The following is a 19,953-nucleotide window of genomic DNA, read 5'->3' as shown; positions in this document are numbered from 1 at the left end:
ATTTGATAAATAAATGCGGAACAAGAGGTAGACATGGCAATCCATCAGCAAGAACTTTACGATAAGATCTTCTGGCAGATTCCGTGTCTACTTTTTGCTTCTATGAATGCCCCCTACATAGGGAAGGGCTACGGTTCAGATGCCAACTGCAGAATCCTGGTCGTTCATTGTAGCGCCTATGGACCGTCAGAAACGGCTGCAAGGGATCTGTCCATTAGTGATTTTTATAAAGTGCAGCCCGCTAGGGGCGAAGGGCTATCTTACCCTGCATATTCCAGTGAAGATATCTATACCCTTCATGCCGACTATAATCCCGTAAAGTCGAATCGCAAGAAAATCGAGCAGGCCGTTGCGTCGATATCTCCCGGTAAAACGCTCGAAGACATTGCCCATTACCATTTCATATTGCGCCTGCTCAGGGCATCAGAAAGCCCGTCGTCTACGGATCTTGATTACGCTATCGAGGCATTCCCCAAGGTAATCGATATCCTGAAGCCGACGCACGTACTCTTCTTTGGGAATGACTGCCTCAGGACAGTTTCCCGCCGCGCATTTACCAAGCCGGTGGAGAACAAGTCCATTGAGAGGTTCCTGACGGACAAGGGAATCTTTTTTTCTACGATTTCTCGAAGGGCCGGCTTCCAGGAGAAGACCTCGGCGGTCCCGAATCAAAAACAAATGAACGATCTTCTTGACCAGATAGAAGAACGGGCCGCCAGGATTAATGAGACATCGATTCTGTCGAGCGTGGACATGCTCCGCAAGCTCATAAACAGTGACGACGCGGATAGAAATGCCGAAGATGCCGGAATAGGCCAGAAGACCGATTTCATTATCGACCGTGCTCTAAAGAACCAGAAGAGTTTTTCTACGACAACCTTTAGGGAACTGGCTGAACAGCTCAACCGGCTCGGTTTCCGGACTGCGCGAGGCGAAAGCTTCTCTGCGGAAGGCAATGGGCCGCTCTTGCTCGTGAACAGGGTATTTAGAAAGGCTCTGGGCCAGGGCGACTATGATGCGGCCGTAGCCATTGCGGCGACATTCATTAACGACAGGACGGGCCTGCCCTGGATCTTGAACGAGACGATAGAAAAGTATGTAAAAGCGGGAGCCATTTTGTTTGAGGATGGCGTTCTGAGAATCCCCGTGACGGATATGCCCATCACCGAAGAAAATATTCCGTCTAATCTAGTGGAGAAGGCCTTTATCAAGGATGCCGACGAGAAGTTCAGGGACATGCTTGTCGAGTATCTGGAGAAAAAGCAGAAAAAGCAGCAATTAATGCTGCTTTGAAATAAAACATTTTAAAAACTATCTGTCTTGAATGTATTGAATAAAAGCATTGAATTTTTCATGCATTACATTCTTATCTTCATCAATCAATCCTATTTTTTTTGCATCGCGAATGAGTTCTGTGTTGAAAGTATCCTCAAAAAAGCGATTTAGTCTGATTTTCAGCCGACTTGGGCGTTCAAGATACATACGACGCCTTTCTTCATCTTGAAGACGAAAACGAGTATATAAATAATCAAACAATCTTGGTTCAATTATTTCTTTGTTATCTTCTTTCAAAGATTGTTTTTCCTTCTCTAATTTAGCCAATTCCATTGAAGTTTTTTCAACATACTCTTGTAATTGTTGCATTGCAGCTCTGTCTTTAGCATTCTTTTCTATGGACTGTTTTAATTGATCTTTTAATGTTTGTTCCTTATTTCTAATTATTTCTAGTTCTTCCTTGGCATTGCTAGTGTCAGGAAATAAACTTTTGTATACGCCCTGTTCAATATGTCCTATATTGGTTTTCAATTCGGCTAGTATGGTAGAAGTTTCCTTTATGAACGAAAAAACATTATTATAGAATTCGTTAGAGTGTTCGGTTGATTTGAAATAGAACAGTATTGATAGTACAATTGCGAAAATTGCCATTACAGTACTTAAAAAGTACAAATAATCAAAATTCGGAATGCTTATTTGAGTATTCCATAATTTAATCATGATATAGGCGGGGATACCCAATGACAAAAGCGATGCAACAAATACTTTTGCTTTTTTTTCGTAATCTGGTGTATCTTCGTCTTGTTTATTATTGCACATAAAATTTTATCCTTAATGAGGCCTTTTTTTTACTTAATTATAACAAATAATTTAATTTATATATAATATTGACACTAATTTGTAAGTTGTTTTTGCGCCCTCATTTCTCATCTTACAGCAACATCTCGAATAGTGGGCGATATCCCGCGTGTTTTGACTCGTCTGCGTCGCCAAGGCGACCATCCTCGCAGAAACATCCGGTGCATTCTCTGCCGCGATATAGTCCTTCATTTGCTTGAAAAGGCGGATAAGGGCCTTGCTCTGTGCAGTCGCCTGTTCGCCCTTGAGCACCGTCATGAGCATGTAGATGCCCTGCTCCGTGAAGGCAAAAGGAGCGTACCTAACACCGCCCCAACTTGAGGCCGATTTTTTCGACCTCAAGTTATCATTTTGGCTAAATTCATCTGTTTTCGAAGTTTTTTTTGTGGTCAAGGACGAAAATTTCGACCTCGATAATAACGATATCTCGGCTTCATTCAATTGAAACCGAAAATCCTCATCAAATTTGGCGATATTATTCTTGACCTGTTCATTAAATCTCTTCGTACTATACCCGTAAATCTCCGCCAAGTCGGCATCGAGCATGACCTTTACCCCGCGGATAGTGTATATCCGCGACTTGAGCAGATTCTCGTCTATCAGGCTAAATTCGGGCTTTTTCGGCGAGAGGGTCACGTTTTTCTTCATTTTTGGCTCCTTTTGCATAAAAAAAAGGACCGCTCCGCCTTCTAAGCGGGAGCGATCCATAATACCACCTTTTCTGGTGCTGGGAGCAATATACAAATATTACACGAACTTGATTACGAGTTGCTTGCCGAGGGCGTGTGCCAGCTTGTAGAGTGTTTCGACGGAAGGCGAGCCCTTCGGAGTCTCGAAACGCTGGTACGCTTGCGGGGTGATGTTTGCGCGACGCGCCACCTCGCTCTTCTTTTGACCCCTGCGCGCTTCAAATAGTTTATATGCAATCTCGATTCGCGGGGAAAGCTCAACTGGGTAGAGCCCCTTGTCGGAATCGGGCATTGTCTTGGGGAGAATCATCGTATTGCCGAGATCCAGGTCGCATTCCATCGCACCGCCGAGCGCATCCTTCGCCTGCCTGAGGGCCTCCTCCTGCGTGTCGCCGAACGCGTTCACGTTGGGCAGGTCAGGGAACGAAACTACGAAACCCATGTCCTTGTCTTTCTCGATTTTCGCTGCGTAATTCATGGTTGCCATTAATATACACTATTAAAATCGTGTGCGCAATAGTTTGGCTTACGAGTGTAATTTAATGTTTTTTGATGCCTTGAAAAATGAAGGGGAATGTCTTCCCCTATAGGGATTCTACCCTTAAAACTCTGATTACGTCCGCATTGCGGACGTATTTGTTTATAACTCATTAAAATTAAAAACAAAATCTCGGATATTCAATGTTGCCCACTTAAGATAGTCCATATCGTTCTCGGCGACATATCTTATAGTTTTTCCTTTATGTTTTCCAAAGGTTAGTATGTCATCTGGATGTTTGCCTTCAATATGAAGGCTTTCAAGACTTTTTGATCTTTCCTTTATCAATGCGTCCGTATCAAAGAATGCAAAATAATAGGCAATGTTTTTGATTGCCCATTGTATCCATTGCCAATCGGTATGAACTACTTCTGCTAGGGTTCTACCTTTATATTCTCCCATTTCTATAACATCATTGATGCCAATTAATTTTGCGGGTTCAGCTGCTGGGTCGTTTAAAATATCTAACAATACCCATGAACCACATGCTGCACAAGGAATGCATTGGGGAGTCGTGTCATTCTTTCTACACCAACTTTGTTCTGGGTTATTTTCCATCTCATCGGCTCTTTCTCCATTCCGATAATAGAAACCATAGGCGTGGCCGTATTTTCCACCTTTACCGCCGGGCTTTACTTCATGCACCTCTACATATTGTGATTTGTACCAATCGGATATTCTTCCATCAGGATATCGTTGTGCGCGAAACGGCAAAACTCTGCCTATGTCATAATAAATGGTAATAAGGCTATTATGAAGACCTTTCTTATTGATTAGTTTTATTAGTTCGTTTTTATCCATGTTTCTATCCACTACATAAACGCTAATCCGAAGTTTGTGCGTCTTTCTAGAGAGTTGCTGCCTATCTGAATTTCTTTCCATGATTCCTTGTGATTTTCTACAAGAGATAATTCTGGCTTTATCTTGTACGAGAAATCAGACTTCGAAATGAAGTCGATAAAATCGGGAATGCTTTCCCTGTAGTGCAAGGCGAATTTTATGGCGTCGTTCTCTTTGTCCTTGTCGTTAGAATTCTGCTTGTTGTAAAGTACGTGGTCCAAGTTGCAGGACATATAGTAGGCATTGTATGGAACTTTCCAAATCGTCGGTGTAGTTGCCAAACGCAAAAGGTTCTTTGCCTTTCTTGAATTGCGCTCGATGATATTTTCCCGAACAGGGCACAGGATTTTATCCAGGGTGTAGAAGGGGGCATCTACATCGCCTTGCACAACATAGTCTTCTGCAACGAATGCTCCATCGGTATCTACGATGTGGATGATGCGTTCAAAGTGCTCCGGTCTCAAGCGATAGGAATCTGCCCACTTCTTGACGACCTCGGCAATCTTCTTCGTGATATCTGCTGCGCCGATTTTCTGGTGAGTGTCCTTGTCAAACTCCGTTGTGATATCGCAGTGCATCACGTGGGTATAGACGGTATCCTTGTCAAAATGGCGGGAAAGGAGCACGCCGAGGGCGGTTTCGTCGGAGGGACCTTCTACAATGACGAATACGACTTTTTTACGAGGCATTGGAACCTCCGGCAAGTTTGAAGGCTAGTGCAATTTCGGAATTGTTGGTTGATTCGTAAACGGGTTCGCTCTGTTCGCCCAGGATAATGTCGCGATAATAGAAGTCGCGCAGGTTGTTGGTTGTTTTCACACCGCTGAAACGAATATACCTGTTCATCGGATTTGTTGTAGTGAATACGATGAAGTTTTTGTCCAGCGTTTCAAGGGGGCGCAGATTGTGCGACGTGAACAGCAGCTGCCCCTTGCCCTTTTCGGAAATAACTCGGAGAATTTCGCCCAGCAGGTATTCAAAGATGCCGGAATCGAGCTCGTCTATGGCGACCGTGATGGAGCGGTTGTTATAGACGTCGATAAGCAGGGAGAGTATGGATATGATTTTTTTGATGCCATCGGATTCCATCACGAGCGGGAATTCATGGCCTTCCTTGCAAGATGTCAATTGCACGATATGGCCCGGTAAACCATCGCGCATCAGTTCTCTGCCGAGAATCTTTAAACCAACCTTGAGATTGGGGACAATCTGCGGTAGGACGATGTTCATACTTTTGATGGTTCTTTCCAGAACTTGCAAAATATCTATCGCAATTGTGGTAGGCCGGTTTAATGGAATCAGCAAACTTGCAGATTTGTGATTAGTGGCATGGTCCAGAGAGATGTGGAGAGGCATATCGTTTAAACTGATACGTCCTGTGACTGCCGTTCTAATTGCAAAAAGTTCACGTGCGCCATACCATGCCAAACGTGCCAGAATAGAATTAGTTTCTCCAGGCATAATGGCATCGTTCATTTCTTTTGAGAAAATAAAGGAGGCGGTATTTGCTTCGGCCATTTTTTTTGCAACAAGCAGGGCGTTTTTTTTGTTTTTGTCTTTGCCCATGAGCATGTCGTATTTTGCCTTGGGGACAAAGGGGGATTCGCTGTTGGTATCTATGTAGTCGACAAACTTTGTTGCGGTATCTTTGCTCTTGCTCGAATAAGAAATTTTTTCATTGTAAATGACTAACTTGGCGTAATTTTCGCTATTGCCTTTTTTTATTGAAAAACCATAGACAACTTTATAGCTAGTTTCGTTATCGTTGTCTTCGATGGCGAATTCGAATTCAAGTCGGGCGGACTCGCTATCGACATTGATGCAGGATGCGATATAGTTTCCGTCACCTGGCTCTAACGGGTATCCCATAAGGCAGTGTTTCAACATAACCAGGGCTTCGATAATCGCCGTTTTGCCGGAACCGTTTTGGCCGTAAATACCGGCAATGCAGGCCCCGGTTTCGTCCTTGCGAACCAGGGAAATTTCTCCCCTTTTGACGTTTTTGAAGTTCTCGAGGAGAATTCTTTTCAATATGACAGTAGCGTTCATCATATCCATAAAATAGTTTAATTAGCTGAAAAAGTCAATATCAAACATAAAAACGATATAAAAAATATCGAAAATTGGTTTGGTTGTGCTAAAATTGGGCGAGTAAGTTCCTAAAGGCATCGTCAACTCCTCTGGCATACAAGCGTCAAAAATGCCAAAGACTACACACTTGTGCACTAAATATAAATTCAAAAATCTTGTTTGTCAATACTTCCCCCAAAAAGCAAAAAAAAGGCTATCCGTTGGCAATTTGATGTCAATAAAATAGGGTATATTTCAGTTATCAAGGAAAGACATGTCGCGTATTTATGATAACATCGACCTGAAGTTCGCTGAAGGCTTAAAACAGCTTGTTTCTAATTCAGGAGTCAAGCGAGTTGATTTTTGCGTGGGCTATTTCAATCTAAGGGGTTGGGGTTCTATCGCCGATTTGATAGACAAACTTCCGGGGTGCGAAGTTTACGAAAAAGATGAACCTGTAAATAGAATTTGTCGTTTGCTTATCGGGATGCAACGGACTCCCGAGGAACTTGTTCAGGGCATGTATTCTGCATCGGGCCAAATTCCTGCTGATACTGAATTGGTCCGCAAGTGTAAGCGTCAGATGGCTGCTGAGTTTAAAAAGCAACTTGTAATGGGCGTGCCGACAAGTGCAGACGAGGCCGCCCTGCAGAAATTGTCCAAGCAGATGAAAGAGGGCAAGGTCTGCGTAAAGCTGTTTGCAAGGTATCCCCTGCATGCGAAATTGTATCTGGCTCACCGTCCTGACGATTCGTTCAATCCCATTATGGCGATGATGGGTTCTAGTAACTTGACCTATGCCGGCTTGAATGCAAATGGTGAACTAGATGCCGAATTTGCAGATCGCGACGATGCAAAGAAATTTGCTGATTGGTTTGATAAACGCTGGGAAGACAACTTCTGTGTAGATATCACCGAAGAGCTTATAAAGATTATCGATGAAAGCTGGGCTAGTGAAGAAGATATTCCGCCTTACTATATCTATTTGAAAACAGCTTACCACCTTAGCCAGGAAGCTCGTGACGGCATCAAGGAATATGTGATTCCGCCGGAGTTCAAGCATACCTTGTTCGATTTCCAGGCAACGGCGGTCAAACTTGCAGCAAAGCATTTGGACAAATATGGCGGAGCCATGATTGGCGACGTCGTGGGTCTTGGAAAGACGATTACTGCATGTGCCATCGCCAAAGTCTATGAGATGCGTAATTCCTGCAGCACCGCTATCATTTGCCCAGCAAACCTTATCCCGATGTGGAAGGGGTACATCAAGGATTACGATTTAAAGGCCGATGTATATTCTAATGCCAAACATCTTGATTACAAAAACCTGAAGTATTATCGCTTAATCATTGTAGATGAAAGCCATAACTTGCGTAATAGCGATGGTGCGCGCTACAAGAATCTAAAGGACTTTATTCAGTACCAGAACAGCAAAGTCTTGCTTCTTACTGCAACGCCGTACAACAAAGAATATAAGGATTTAAGTAACCAGTTAAGGTTGTTCTTGCCGGAAGAATATGATTTGGGCATTAAGCCCGAGGCTTATATCCGCACATTGCAGGGCGATAGGGAATTTTCTGTCAAGCATCCAGAAACATTCATTCGCGGTGTTGGCGCCTTTGAAAAGAGTTACGAACCTGAAGACTGGCAAGAACTCATGCGTTTGTTCCTTGTGCGTCGCACCCGCACGTTCATCAAGGATAATTACGCAAAGACTGATGATTACGGCCGCAAGTATCTGGAATTTCCGGATGGAACGAAGTCCTATTTCCCGGAACGCATTCCGAGAGCAATCAAGTTCAAGACAGTAGATAACGACCAGTTCAGTCGTCTTTATTCTGACGAGATGATGGATATGATGGGGCAACTGAAACTCCCTCGTTATGGCCTAAGCAAATATATCTCGCCGACGAAACAAAAGAATGCGAACGGAACTGAGCAGCAAATTCTTGCCAACTTGAGCAAGGCTGGCGTCAGAATGATGGGCTTCTGTCGGACTAACTTCTTCAAGAGAATGGACAGTTCCGGCCTTGTGTTCCTGATTTCTATCCATAGGCACATTCTCCGAAATGCAGTTTATCTCTATGCTATTGAGAAAAAGCTCCCGTTCCCTATTGGAGCAGAGAATGCCTTGGCGGATAATTTCCTTGATGACGAGGATGTGGAAAACCATACCAACGATTTGTTTGATGAATCGGGTTCCATTTTTGGAGATAGTCTAAATTTTGCGGGAACTGTAACTGAAGAAAAATACAAGAAGGCTGCTCAGCAGATTTACGAACGCATTGTTGCCGACAAGTCCAGTAGTGTTTCCTGGATTGATTCCGGCTACTTTACGCCAACCTTGAAGAGGGATTTAAAGGCCGACTGTACAACATTGATGAACATGCTGGAATACTGCGGTGGTTGGGAACCGGAATTAGATGAAAAACTCAACGAATTGCATAAGCTGCTGACAGGCGAATTCAAGGGCGAAAAAGCAATTATATTCACCCAGTTCAGTGACACGGCTGCATACATCGCAAAGCAACTGCAAAATCGTGGTATAGAGAACGTTGGTTGCGTTACAGGTGATTCCGAAGACCCCACAGCAGAAGTGGGCAAGTTCTCGCCAATCAGTAACAAGGTTGAAAACCCATTGCCTATAGATCAGCAATATCGAGTCCTTGTTGCAACGGATGTGCTGAGTGAAGGCCAGAACCTTCAAGATGCCCATATCATTATTAACTTTGATTTGCCGTGGGCAATTATCCGCTTGATTCAGCGTGCGGGTCGAGTGGACCGTATCGGTCAGAAATCCGAAGTGATTTACTGTTGCAGTTTCTTCCCGTCGGAAGGTGTGGAAAAGCTCATCAGGCTTAAGGAGCGCCTTTCTAATCGAATCAAGGAAAACGCCGATGTGGTTGGTTCCGATGAAGTTTTCTTCGAGGGCGACGAGACAAACATCAAGGACCTTTATACCGAAAAGAAGGGTGTCCTTGACGAAGAGGAAGATGGCGAAGTCGATTTGGCAAGTTATGCTTACCAGATTTGGAAATCTGCAACGGAAGAATATCCGGGATTGAAAAACATTATCCCGAATTTGAGCAATGTCATCTATTCGACCAAGGAAAACTCCGAAGACGAATCGAAGCAGGGTGTTATCACTTACGCAAAGACTCCGAGCGGAAGCGATATGCTCATGTGGATGGACATAAAGAAGAATATCGTTACGCAGTCGCAAAAGACCATTTTGGATGCGTTGGCCTGTGATTACGACACTCCTGCAGTGAATCCCGCGCTTGACAACCATCATGAACTCGTCAAGCGTTCCATCAAGGAAATGCAATCGGTCAAGATTCCGCAGGGAGGTATTCTTGGACCGCGATTCAGCACCAAGAATCGCCTGTTTACCTTACTCGATACTTACTGCAAGGATCATGAAGGAACGTTCTTTGTCACGGATGATTTGAAGCTCTCCGTTGACGATATCTACAACTATCCCATGTACGAAGAAGCCAAGTACATTCTTGGCCAGATGCTGCGCAGGAATGCTAGCCCCGAAGAAATCATCGCGACGGTCGTTGATTTCCGGAATGAGGACAGGCTCGTTATCAGGGGCGAAGAAAATGCAGCCATCAAGGAACCGCAAATTATTTGCTCTATGGGACTAAAGAACAAGTCACGGTAACACCATGAACAAGAAAGAATTTATTGCTTATCTCAAGGACAACGATTTTGCCGCCCTGTTTTCGGAAATGGGTTATGACAATCCGTCTAATCGCATGCCGCTTCCCCTGAATATTGTGGAAGGCGAAGATGAGCTTTCCTTTGATTTCGAAGAAATCGCCCAAAAGAGCAGTTTCAAGATTTACCGTGCCGATGTCGAGCAGATTCCGACGAATTCCCTTTGCAAAAAGATTGACCACAGGCTCCGCAAGTATGGCGAAAACTATATCGCCATATTTACCATGGGTTCACACCACCTGTGGATTATCCCCGTAAAGACTGTCGAAAAGCGGACATTGGTAAGCATTGAGTACGAGGATGCTGGCAAGGCTGAATTCCTGGCCCAGAAAATGGATAATCTCTCCTTCGGCGTTGACGAAGAGGTTACCATTACCGATGTGACAAGCCGTGTGCAGAAGGAATTTGCGGTAAACTCCGAAAAGATTACCAAGGATTTCTACACGGGGTTCCGCAAGCAGCATGACTCCTTCGCAAAATTTATAAGCGGAATAGATGTTGAAGGGGACCGCCAGTGGTATGTGTCGGTGATGCTGAATCGCCTCATGTTCTGCTATTTCATCCAGAAGAAGGGCTTTCTGGATTTTGACCCGCACTATCTGCGGCATAAATTGGAATGGTGCAAGGAACATAAGGGCGAAGACAAGTATTTCACTTTCTACAAGGGATTCCTGAAGGCTTTGTTCCATGGTGGACTTAACGCTCCGAGTAAAAAGCGTTTGGCCGAATTTGAAAAGACATACGGCAAGATTCCTTACCTGAACGGAGGTATGTTCGACGAACACCAGATAGAGCGCGACTACAAGGATATTGACATCAAGGACGAAGCATTCGAAGCCTTGTTCGACTTCTTTGACAAGTGGAACTGGCACTTGGATACGCGAATTTCTGCCAGTGGCAAGGACATCAACCCCGATGTGCTGGGTTACATTTTTGAACAGTATATCAATGACCGTGCCCAAATGGGCGCCTACTACACCAAGGAAGACATTACCGAGTACATAGGCAAGAACTGCATTGTGCCCTATGTGATGAACAAGGTGCAGGAATCCCTGGATGAAAAGGAAAAGGCTTTTATTTGGGACTCCCTTGCCCAAAGTGGCGACACCTACATTTATGATGCCGTCAAGAAGGGCGTTGATTTGCCCTTGCCCGATTACATAGAAAAGGGCATAGATACCACGAAGCCGAACTTGTTGGAACGTCGTGCCCGCTGGAACGAAAAGGCCGATGACGAACTTGCCCTGCCTACCGAAATTTGGCGCGAAACCGTTGAGCGTCGTGAACGCTGTATGTCGTTGCGGAAAAAGATATCGTCTCACGAGATAAACGACATAAACGATTTTGTTACTTACAATCTGGATATTCGCAAGTTTGCCGAAGATTTGATTGAAAAGACGCCCAGCGAAAATTTTATAGCGCAGACCTTTGATACATTACAAAACGTGACAGTCCTTGACCCCACATGCGGTTCGGGTGCATTCCTGTTTGCAGCCATGAACATAATGGAGCCGCTGTATGAACGCTGCATCGACCGCATGGAGGAATTCAACGAGAAGGACGGATCCTTCAAAAAAGAATTGGACGAAATCAAGGACAAGTATCGTAGCAATATCCAGTACTTTATATACAAGAGCATAATACTGCGAAACCTCTATGGCGTGGATATAATGCACGAAGCCACGGAAATCGCAAAATTGCGGTTGTTCTTGAAGATGGTTGCCGTAGTAGAAGTTGATAAGCGTGCCGATAATCTAGGACTTGACCCGTTGCCCGATATTGACTTTAATGTGCGTTGTGGAAACACTCTTGTTGGTTTTGCGAATGAAAGGGAACTGGAACGTAGTTTTGAGGGCGATTGGATAGAAGCGGGAAAGAAGCCTGAAATTGATGCAGAGATGGCCGATGTTGCCAAGATATATGATGAATTCAGGCAAATCCAATTGGATGGTGGCGACCTTGCGACATTCAAGGAATCCAAGAAGACGCTGCAGACATCTCTCAAGAAACTTAACAAGACGCTTGATAAAAAACTGTACGCCACCAATGGTATGGGTAAACCTTTTGACGAATGGAAACACGATGCCCAACCTTTCCACTGGCTTTCGGAATTTTACCAGATAATTCATGGCAATGGTGGATTTGATGTGATTATCGGAAACCCGCCGTATGTTGTTTATACAAAGAAGAACTCTATTTCAAAAGTGGCTGTATCCGATATTTATTCTTTAAAAGAATATGAAACGATTAGTTGTAATAATCTTTATGCGTTTGTTTTAGAGAGATCAAATAAAATGGTTCGTGATAATGGTTTTATGGGAATGATTATTCCCATATCATCAGTATCTAGTCCCCAATTTAATCCACTAGTTGATACTCTGAAAAAAAATATGAAATTTTGGGTGTCGTCTTATTCGAATCGACCTGGAAAACTATTTGACGTTGAACAAAGGCTTACAATTTTTACAGGATATAAAAACAATAATTGTTTTACATCGTATTTCTCTTCTTCTTACAAGCATTGGTATACCGAAGAGCGAGTGAATTTGTTTACGACGCTGTATTTTGCTGAAAATACATTAGATGCATTTGATATAGGCTTGTCTAAAATAGGGTCAAAATGTGAAGAAGACATAAAGTTGAAATTGTCAAAAAGAAAGGATGATAAAATCGGTTTCCTTAATTTGAAGACTAACAAGCATTATGTTTACTTTCACAATGCCCCTACATATTTTATCCGAGCAATGTCTTTTCAACCAAACAAAGGAATGAAAGAGTCTAGTCATTACAAAACAATTGCATGTGGCTCAAAAGAAATTTCAGAATGTGTGGCAAATGTACTAAATAGTTCGCTATACTATTGGTATTATAAAATGTATAGTAACTGTCGTGATTTTTCTGAGAGAGAATGGAAGGAATTTCCTTGTCCACTAAAAATAAAAGAATTGATAGATTTAAATAAAAAATTAACAGATTCTTATCAGAAGAACAAATTGATAAAAAATCGCTTTTATGGTCAATCGCAGGTTTTTTATGAGGAATACTACCCTTCAAAATCAAAACCCATTATAGACGAAATAGACAAGGTGCTTGCCAAACATTACGGATTTACCGAAGAAGAACTCGACTTCATCATTAATTACGACATTAAATACCGCATGGGCGACGAACTCTCCCAAGACGAGGAATAATCAACAAAGGAGCAAAATCATGCCTGAAAATCAACTAACCCTTTCTATTGATTACTCAAGAATTGCAGTAGGAATACATTCTAATGTAGCAGACGGCGAATATCATGATGTTCGAATTGCCCTTGAAAATCAAATCAACAATCCTAAAGTCTTTATTGAAGAACATCATGAAGATGAGTTTGGGCATGTTTACACTACAAAATCGGGTGGGCCCAGAGTATATAGCGAATTAAAAAAGAAATGGAGCCGGATAAAATACCTAATAATATGCATATATAATGGTCATACTGTTCCTTGTGCCGATGGTTTTGAATTATACAAAGTAAAAAAGGAAGATGACCATGTGGTAGATTTGGTCAAAATCACCGAACCATGCGCGATTGATCTTGAAAAGATACTTATTGAAAAATCTTCCGATAATGATTTTGATGCTGCAATGAGAGACAACGAGCTCTCGTTCTACTTGCTGGAAGAATTAACAGCGCAAAAATAGTCTTTAATTGCAATTTTAAAAATCCAATGGGCAATGAACCTAACACCGATGAGGAATAATTTATGGCAGAAAATCAATTTGATTGGATCCCATTTTATGGAGCGTTTGCTAAAAAGCTCCTTCCTTACAAAGAGAATCATAATGAATTAGTCCGAAAGGTTAAATCTGCATTTAACGATGCGGGTATTGATTTGCCCACATTAGAAAACCCAGACCATAATGTTGTTGTAGAACGTATAAATGCGCTTTACCCCGGAGCTTTGGTTACTCCGCCCACTAGCGGTTCGCAGCTTTTTGACATAGACCCGTTTACTGTTATGGGGCTTTTTAATAAGAACTCTATGACTCCTGATAATAAGCGTAAAATTATATCTAGTTTAGCTGCTCAATTGGAGGTAGAAGGAACCATTCCCACGAACTTTGATGGAATTCCCACTGTAAATAATTTTGGAGCAGCGTTCTATAAGTTCATTGATGAACGTGGAGCGGATGATATTAACCAGTTGTGGAGATTATTTGAGAATGCTCTTGGTTACATTGAAAAACAGGGTGAGCCGGAAAAAAATGGTGTAAAGAAATACTTTGATCTTGCAATCAAGAAAAAAGGGAATGGTACGTCAAAAATTACAATGGCCCTTTTTTGGATTGCGCCTGCTTTATTTCTGAATCTTGATGCAAATCTTCGATGGTTTTTATATAAGTCAAAAATAATGCCCCAGGACTATGTTAGTCGTCTCCCTAAATTAAAAGGAAAAATATCCGCCAACCAGTACTTTGACATAATTGATATCGTGCGGGAGTATCTAAAAATTGATGATAGCATTGCAAAATCTTTTGTAGAACTGTCTGCAATTGCCTGGAAAAAAGCGCAAGAAGCGGATGATAGTGCAAAGAAAGAGATTCAGAAAATAGAAGACGAAGATTCTAAAAATGATTTAGAAGATGATGAATCTATTGAAAATCTCCTCACAAATAAGGACGCTCAATATTGGATTTTTTCACCTGGACGAAAGGCCTCAAATTTTGAGAATGACAAGAAAAAAGGTGTGATGTCTGTTGGTTGGGGTGATGTTGGAGATTTGAGGCGTTTCCATAATAGAGAAGAAATCCGCGCTGCGGTGCGAAATTTTTGGGGTAACCAAACAAAAAGCTACAAAAATGACACTTTATGCCTATGGCAAATGGGGAACGAAATAAAACCAGGGGATGTCGTTTTTGCGAAGAAAGGCATGTACAAAGTTATTGGTTGCGGAATTGTTGAAGGGGGATATTTTTATGATGAATCAATATCACCAGAAATAAAAGACGCTTATAGGCATTGTTGTAAGGTAAAGTGGCTTGATACCGATATAGTTGTTGAATTGGAAAAGGCGTTGATATAACTGAATATCGGGATTTGGTTAATCTTTTGGTAAAGAGTTTTAAGGATTCCGATTCTACGGAAGACTCTTCAAAGGACGAAACAAAGGAAATCGCCAAGGTGACTTATGACAAGACTTCCTTTTTGAATGAGGTTTTCATATCAGAAGAAGATTATGATATGCTGAAGGATCTCCTCCTTCAAAAAAAGAATATCATATTGCAGGGAGCTCCTGGAGTTGGAAAAACATATATGGCAAAGCGCCTGGCCTATTCAATTATGGGTGAGGTGGATGAGGAACGTGTTAAATTAATTCAATTCCATCAGAGTTATAGCTATGAAGATTTTGTGATGGGTTATAAACCTACAAAAACTGGGTTTGAACCGCATTATGGACCTTTTTACAGGTTCTGCAAAGAAGCTATAGATGACGATGCCGACCGGCCATATTTCTTTATTATTGATGAAATAAATAGAGGAAATATCAGTAAGATTTTTGGTGAAATGTTCATGCTTGTTGAGAATGACAAGCGTGGCCCCAAGAATACTGTTACACTTACTTATGAAAATGACGAATTTTTCATTCCGTCTAATGTGCATATTATTGGGATGATGAATACGGCCGACAGAAGTTTGGCTATGATTGATTACGCTTTGCGCAGAAGGTTCTCTTTTTATGATGTTCAGCCCGCTTTTGGTTCCGCTAAATTCGGGAACGAAATTGAGAAGGTTCATAGCGAAAAACTGAATAATCTTGTACGTAAAGTTATGGAGCTGAATGAAGCCATTGCTAATGATGATTCCCTTGGGGAAGGATATCGGATTGGTCATAGCTATTTTTGCAACATTCCCGAGAATCAGGTTTCGCAAAGCTTGAAATCGATTGTTGAGTTTGATTTGATTCCTTTGCTTAAGGAATACTGGTTTGATAATAAGGATGAAGTGAAAAGATGGAGTGAAGAGTTAAGAGCTGCTATTAAATGATTCCTATAAAGAATATCTATTACATGCTAGCTTATGCCTTCCACTCGTTGAGAGAGGGGGCTTTTCGTCGCTTGGCATGTGAGGATTTCTCAAACATAGACAATCTGTTGGCGGAAATAATTATTATCGGCACGGCATCCCTTGTCAAAAGAGGCCTGCTTAGGGATTATGAAACTTTGACGGAACAACTGTCCTCTCCGCGTGGTAAAATAAATATAACTGCAACAATAAAATCCTCTTGCTGGCTCAATAAGAAACTTGATTGTAGCTATGATGAGTATACTGAAAATTCTGAATTCAACCGTATAATCAAAACAACATGCTCTTTACTATTGCACAATAAAGAGGTGAATTCGGACAGGAAGAAAAAAATTCATAAGTTAATGGTCTATTTTTCTAATGCCTCTTTAATTGATTTGCATTTAGTTGATTGGAATAAACGTTTTAATAGAAACACTCAAATTTATCGAATGCTTATATATGTTTGTCATTGGTTGTATTTGAGAAAATTGCAGACGCAAGAAGTTGGGAATAAATATGCAAAGGATTATAGTGACGAGAAAGAGCTGCCTAAACTATATGAAAAGTTTATCTACGAGTTCTTTAAACAGGAATATCCAGCAGCATTTTCCGTTAGTGCATCTCATATTGAATGGCAACTAGATTCAGGAGAAGATACTGGTCTATTGCCCAAAATGATTACAGATGTAACCCTTGAAAAAGATTCTAAAGTTCTAATTATAGATGCGAAATATTATAGCAAAGAAACTTATAACCGATACGGCAAAGATAAGCTCAAGTCTGGCAATCTTTATCAAATTTTCGCCTATGTAAAGAACAAGGCGTGGGAAATGCGAGATTCGGACACGGTTGTTTCCGGCATGCTTCTATATGCAAAAACTGATTCGGAGATCACTCTTGACAAGAATTATAGCATGAGCGGGAACCAGATAAGTGTTAAGAATCTAGATCTCAATGTCCCTTTTGAAGAACTCCGCAAGCCGTTGGACGAAATTGCAAAAAAAATTATACAAAATTGATATGTTTGTAATGTAACAAATTAATAAGTTTGAGATAAAATAATTTTTTTATAAATTAAAATGAAATGTAGTCAAAAGAAATGGTTCTTTTGATTGTATTTTTTTTACAGAGCGAAAAATATGTATTACCTGGATACTTCAAAAACTCAGAAATGCGACATTCTTTTGACGACAACAACTCATTTCCCCAGTAAAGTCATTCGATTGGGTACGGGGAGCGATATATCGCATGCTTCATTACTTGTTGATCCTCATGTGTTAATTGACTCTACAGGAGAAGGAATTCAATCAAGGAATATTGAACGGCTTGAATATGAAGATGAATGCTCAATTCATCTAATGCGATTAAAAGAAACTATTACAGATGATGAAAAAATGCAAATAGAAAATTTTGCACGTGAACGAATTGGCCAACGATACAATACTTCACAGGCTTTTATGGCGGGATTGAGACAACGAGGAATTATAAAAAACGGGCCTGAGGAAAAAGGGATGTTTTGCTCTCGTCTTGTTGCTGAAGCTTTTGAATCTGTCGGGATAAAACTTGTAAAGGATTCTCAATATTGTACGCCGGCAGATCTTTTGCATTCTCCAATGCTGGAAGAAATTCACGATATTTCGCGTATTGTTCCTAATGAAGGATTTATATCTGTAAAAAAACATGGCCGTGATTTTGACCAAGAAATGCGAGATAAAACCAATAAATTATTAGAAAGCGTTCGAAAAATTGACCCCAAAATTGAAACATTAAATGACATTGATTGGTTTTTAATCAATAATCCTGAACAGGATAATGCGATTTTGACAGCTTTTGAGGAATCAGGTTATTTAACGCATGAAGATGAGATCTTTGAGGCGACACAATATCTTTATGACCCAACTCTATATATGGCTTATTTTCAAGGAAATTCAAAACATCACTGTTTGACGGTTTCTCTCGTTGAAGATACATCGCGTTTTGATGTGTGTTTGGGAGGTTATATTGAATATGTAAAACAATATGGGTTGAAAACTTTTGAAGCTTTAAGAAAATTATATGAAAAATTAGTTGATCATGCTCAAAGAAGGAAACTGTGCGCGCTCACGGTGTTAAATACTCTGACATCTAGTAATTTTAAATTATTTGATGTTGAAGATGTTGATGAAGATGAAAATGAAATCTCTTTATCAGATTGTTTTAATGGAGTTGTTGTTACTGTGGACATTGATCGTCAACAATATCAGGACCTGGTAAATGATGGTATAAGAGAAGGTTCTTGTGTTTGCGCGGAAGTGACGCAAACCTCTTCATGTGGATATGGTCTTGTCAAAATTATCAAAATAAAGTAAAAAAGGAAGAAGTTATGGATATAGGTATAATGAGTATAGGAACTGTGCTTAATGTAATTGGATCGGTTCTGCTTGCAGTAAGAGTGAAAATGCTGCTAAAATGGATTGGTCTTGTTCTCGATGCTCATGAAATGAGTATTGTTGCACTAACGGATCTTATTGAAAGAGGTACCAATAGTACGCCGGTCATAAATGGAATGACGGAACATTTAGAACGAATAAATAAGACGACCGGTCAAATTCTTCTTGTTTTGGGATTTTTGATGATTAGTGTTGGAGTCATTTGTCAGTTAATAGGTATCTACCTTAAATTAGGATGATAGATGACATTTTTTGATATAAATAGCAAAAAGCCATATTTTGTGAGGATGAAATGATTGATAAAGTTCTTCCCGGTCATCAATATATTCTAATGGGAACATATTCTGCCATAACGATTACCGTTATGGCTCAAACAAAAATGTTATATGATTTCTTTTGCCTATTTTGTGAGGTTGAAATAGACAAAAAGAATGCGCTGACTTCGTTTAAAACAAAATGCGAATTTCGAATGAATTCTGAGATGCGAGATAACATATCGTTATTTATAAAAAATAACATTTTTGCGTATCCGCAACTTCAATCTTTGGGGAGATGGTTGCATCTTGTTGAAAATGGTGACGTCTTTTATTTCCTCCCTCGTCTGCAAAAGCCAGAAATATTGGAAAAGTTGAAAGAACAGCTTTTGCGTGAAAATTTAAAAGGTTTTATAGATAATGAAAAAGATGTGAAAATAATGAAGTCCGCTATAGAGGAAAATTATGAAATTCGAATGTTTGACGAGAAAACATTGCCGATAGGAGAATCTGATAAGAGTAAAAGAAAATGTATCTTTTGTGATTGCGATAATCCGGCAAATTATAAGCAGAAGGCTCATGCTATTTCAGAGAGTTTGGGAAACAAGAATCTTGTGCAAAATGAAGAATGTGATTCGTGCAATAATTTCTTTGGCAGTGACATCGAGGCAGAATTTGCAAAATTCCTTGCGTTCTTCCGATGCATGTTTAAAGTAAAAGGAAAAAATGGGGTGCCTCAAAAAGAAGGTCATTTTGGAGTGTCTGATAATGAATTTACCTTTAACGGTTCTATTTGGACTCAAACAGATAATACATTATCAATAGTGAGTGATGTTCCTGAAAAAATTGTTCCACAAAAATTGTACAAAGCCTTGGTTAAATTTGCGATTTCGTTGATAGGGAATGGTTTTAGAGATGAATTGGTAGATACCATAAGTTGGCTAAAGGGTGGGTGGGCCGATGAAAACGAGTTGCCGAAAATTGCACTTTCGTGTCAACACCCTCTAGCAAAAGATCATCCTTGGGCTATATGTTATATTCGAAAAAATGAGAATCAATCTTTGCCAAAATTTGTGTTAGAATTTCATTTTTTATTTTTTGTTTTTGTTGTTATAATACCCTATGTGAAGGATGAAACGACAAATTTTGCGTTAGATGAAAATTATAAACGAGGCTGTAAAATAAACTGTGTCACAATCCACCCCCAATAACCCAAAACCTTACT

15 protein-coding genes and 1 pseudogene are annotated in these 19,953 nt (G+C 40.8%); 10 read left to right on the top strand and 6 right to left on the bottom strand.

What is annotated here, in order from left to right:
* The first annotated feature begins 33 nt into the window (after window positions 1-33).
* Window positions 34-1,293: a hypothetical protein gene (locus B7994_RS11310; RefSeq protein ID WP_088638577.1), complete on the top strand. Its 1,260-nt coding sequence runs from the start codon at window positions 34-36 to the stop codon at window positions 1,291-1,293.
* Between the two features lie 18 nt (window positions 1,294-1,311).
* Here B7994_RS11310 and B7994_RS11305 read toward each other — a convergent pair whose 3' ends face one another.
* The 6 genes and pseudogenes from B7994_RS11305 to B7994_RS11280 all read right to left on the bottom strand — a co-directional run bounded on the left by B7994_RS11305 (window position 1,312) and on the right by B7994_RS11280 (window position 6,252).
* Complete coding sequence (locus tag B7994_RS11305) at window positions 1,312-2,094, bottom strand: hypothetical protein (protein ID WP_088638576.1); 783 nt, start codon at window positions 2,092-2,094, stop codon at window positions 1,312-1,314.
* A gap of 212 nt (window positions 2,095-2,306) precedes the next feature.
* A pseudogene (locus B7994_RS11300) lies at window positions 2,307-2,781 on the bottom strand (ORF6N domain-containing protein); the annotation flags it as partial.
* A 99-nt stretch (window positions 2,782-2,880) separates the two neighbouring features.
* Window positions 2,881-3,300, bottom strand: a complete 420-nt coding sequence (locus B7994_RS11295) for a type II toxin-antitoxin system HicB family antitoxin (RefSeq protein WP_158213140.1) — start codon at window positions 3,298-3,300, stop codon at window positions 2,881-2,883.
* A gap of 162 nt (window positions 3,301-3,462) precedes the next feature.
* Window positions 3,463-4,161, bottom strand: coding sequence for a hypothetical protein (locus tag B7994_RS11290; protein ID WP_088638574.1), 699 nt, complete (start codon window positions 4,159-4,161; stop codon window positions 3,463-3,465).
* Between the two features lie 11 nt (window positions 4,162-4,172).
* Window positions 4,173-4,889, bottom strand: coding sequence for a hypothetical protein (locus B7994_RS11285; RefSeq protein ID WP_088638573.1), 717 nt, complete (start codon window positions 4,887-4,889; stop codon window positions 4,173-4,175).
* A complete protein-coding gene (locus tag B7994_RS11280; protein WP_088638678.1) occupies window positions 4,879-6,252 on the bottom strand; it encodes an ATP/GTP-binding protein in 1,374 nt (457 codons plus the stop codon). Before B7994_RS11280 ends, B7994_RS11285 begins: the two co-directional genes overlap by 11 nt.
* Window positions 6,253-6,544: 292 nt before the next feature.
* Here B7994_RS11280 and B7994_RS11275 point away from each other — a divergent pair, with 292 nt between their 5' ends.
* The 9 genes from B7994_RS11275 to B7994_RS11235 all read left to right on the top strand — a co-directional run bounded on the left by B7994_RS11275 (window position 6,545) and on the right by B7994_RS11235 (window position 19,939).
* Entirely contained in the window at window positions 6,545-9,940 is a 3,396-nt protein-coding gene (locus tag B7994_RS11275; RefSeq protein WP_088638572.1) for a helicase-related protein, read from the top strand.
* A gap of 4 nt (window positions 9,941-9,944) precedes the next feature.
* Window positions 9,945-13,187 carry a DNA methyltransferase gene (locus B7994_RS11270; protein WP_088638571.1) on the top strand — a complete coding sequence of 1,081 codons (3,243 nt, stop codon included), beginning with the start codon at window positions 9,945-9,947 and terminating at the stop codon, window positions 13,185-13,187.
* A gap of 19 nt (window positions 13,188-13,206) precedes the next feature.
* Window positions 13,207-13,680: a hypothetical protein gene (locus B7994_RS11265; protein ID WP_088638570.1), complete on the top strand. Its 474-nt coding sequence runs from the start codon at window positions 13,207-13,209 to the stop codon at window positions 13,678-13,680.
* A gap of 62 nt (window positions 13,681-13,742) precedes the next feature.
* Window positions 13,743-15,062, top strand: coding sequence for a hypothetical protein (locus tag B7994_RS11260; RefSeq protein WP_088638569.1), 1,320 nt, complete (start codon window positions 13,743-13,745; stop codon window positions 15,060-15,062).
* Between the two features lie 14 nt (window positions 15,063-15,076).
* Window positions 15,077-16,024, top strand: coding sequence for an AAA family ATPase (locus B7994_RS11255; RefSeq protein WP_088638568.1), 948 nt, complete (start codon window positions 15,077-15,079; stop codon window positions 16,022-16,024).
* Window positions 16,025-16,047: 23 nt separating this feature from the next.
* Window positions 16,048-17,064, top strand: coding sequence for a hypothetical protein (locus B7994_RS11250; protein WP_198957848.1), 1,017 nt, complete (start codon window positions 16,048-16,050; stop codon window positions 17,062-17,064).
* 120 nt (window positions 17,065-17,184) lie between these two features.
* Window positions 17,185-18,393 carry a YiiX/YebB-like N1pC/P60 family cysteine hydrolase gene (locus B7994_RS11245; RefSeq protein WP_088638566.1) on the top strand — a complete coding sequence of 403 codons (1,209 nt, stop codon included), beginning with the start codon at window positions 17,185-17,187 and terminating at the stop codon, window positions 18,391-18,393.
* Window positions 18,394-18,407: 14 nt separating this feature from the next.
* Entirely contained in the window at window positions 18,408-18,713 is a 306-nt protein-coding gene (locus B7994_RS11240) for a hypothetical protein (RefSeq protein WP_088638565.1), read from the top strand.
* A 53-nt stretch (window positions 18,714-18,766) separates the two neighbouring features.
* The gene (locus tag B7994_RS11235) at window positions 18,767-19,939 is read left to right on the top strand and encodes an HNH endonuclease (RefSeq protein WP_088638564.1); all 1,173 of its coding nucleotides are present in this window, start codon (window positions 18,767-18,769) and stop codon (window positions 19,937-19,939) included.
* Window positions 19,940-19,953: the final 14 nt, after the last annotated feature.

Source organism: Fibrobacter sp. UWR2 (genome assembly GCF_002210285.1).
Classification (GTDB): Bacteria; Fibrobacterota; Fibrobacteria; order Fibrobacterales; family Fibrobacteraceae; genus Fibrobacter.
Note: the sequence above shows the minus strand (reverse complement) of the source record. Positions and strands in the feature narration are given on the sequence as shown.

Bases quoted from the DNA above. Each gene is read 5' to 3' on its own strand.
- B7994_RS11240 (WP_088638565.1), top strand. From the start codon at position 18,408: ATGGATATAGGTATAATGAGTATAGGAACTGTGCTTAATGTAATTGGA.
- B7994_RS11310 (WP_088638577.1), top strand. From the start codon at position 34: ATGGCAATCCATCAGCAAGAACTTTACGATAAGATCTTCTGGCAGATT.
- B7994_RS11295 (WP_158213140.1), bottom strand. From the start codon at position 3,300: ATGAATTACGCAGCGAAAATCGAGAAAGACAAGGACATGGGTTTCGTA.
- B7994_RS11290 (WP_088638574.1), bottom strand. From the start codon at position 4,161: ATGGATAAAAACGAACTAATAAAACTAATCAATAAGAAAGGTCTTCAT.
- B7994_RS11285 (WP_088638573.1), bottom strand. From the start codon at position 4,889: ATGCCTCGTAAAAAAGTCGTATTCGTCATTGTAGAAGGTCCCTCCGAC.
- B7994_RS11305 (WP_088638576.1), bottom strand. From the start codon at position 2,094: ATGTGCAATAATAAACAAGACGAAGATACACCAGATTACGAAAAAAAA.
- B7994_RS11245 (WP_088638566.1), top strand. From the start codon at position 17,185: ATGTATTACCTGGATACTTCAAAAACTCAGAAATGCGACATTCTTTTG.
- B7994_RS11265 (WP_088638570.1), top strand. From the start codon at position 13,207: ATGCCTGAAAATCAACTAACCCTTTCTATTGATTACTCAAGAATTGCA.
- B7994_RS11270 (WP_088638571.1), top strand. From the start codon at position 9,945: ATGAACAAGAAAGAATTTATTGCTTATCTCAAGGACAACGATTTTGCC.
- B7994_RS11235 (WP_088638564.1), top strand. From the start codon at position 18,767: ATGATTGATAAAGTTCTTCCCGGTCATCAATATATTCTAATGGGAACA.
- B7994_RS11275 (WP_088638572.1), top strand. From the start codon at position 6,545: ATGTCGCGTATTTATGATAACATCGACCTGAAGTTCGCTGAAGGCTTA.
- B7994_RS11260 (WP_088638569.1), top strand. From the start codon at position 13,743: ATGGCAGAAAATCAATTTGATTGGATCCCATTTTATGGAGCGTTTGCT.
- B7994_RS11250 (WP_198957848.1), top strand. From the start codon at position 16,048: ATGCTAGCTTATGCCTTCCACTCGTTGAGAGAGGGGGCTTTTCGTCGC.
- B7994_RS11280 (WP_088638678.1), bottom strand. From the start codon at position 6,252: ATGATGAACGCTACTGTCATATTGAAAAGAATTCTCCTCGAGAACTTC.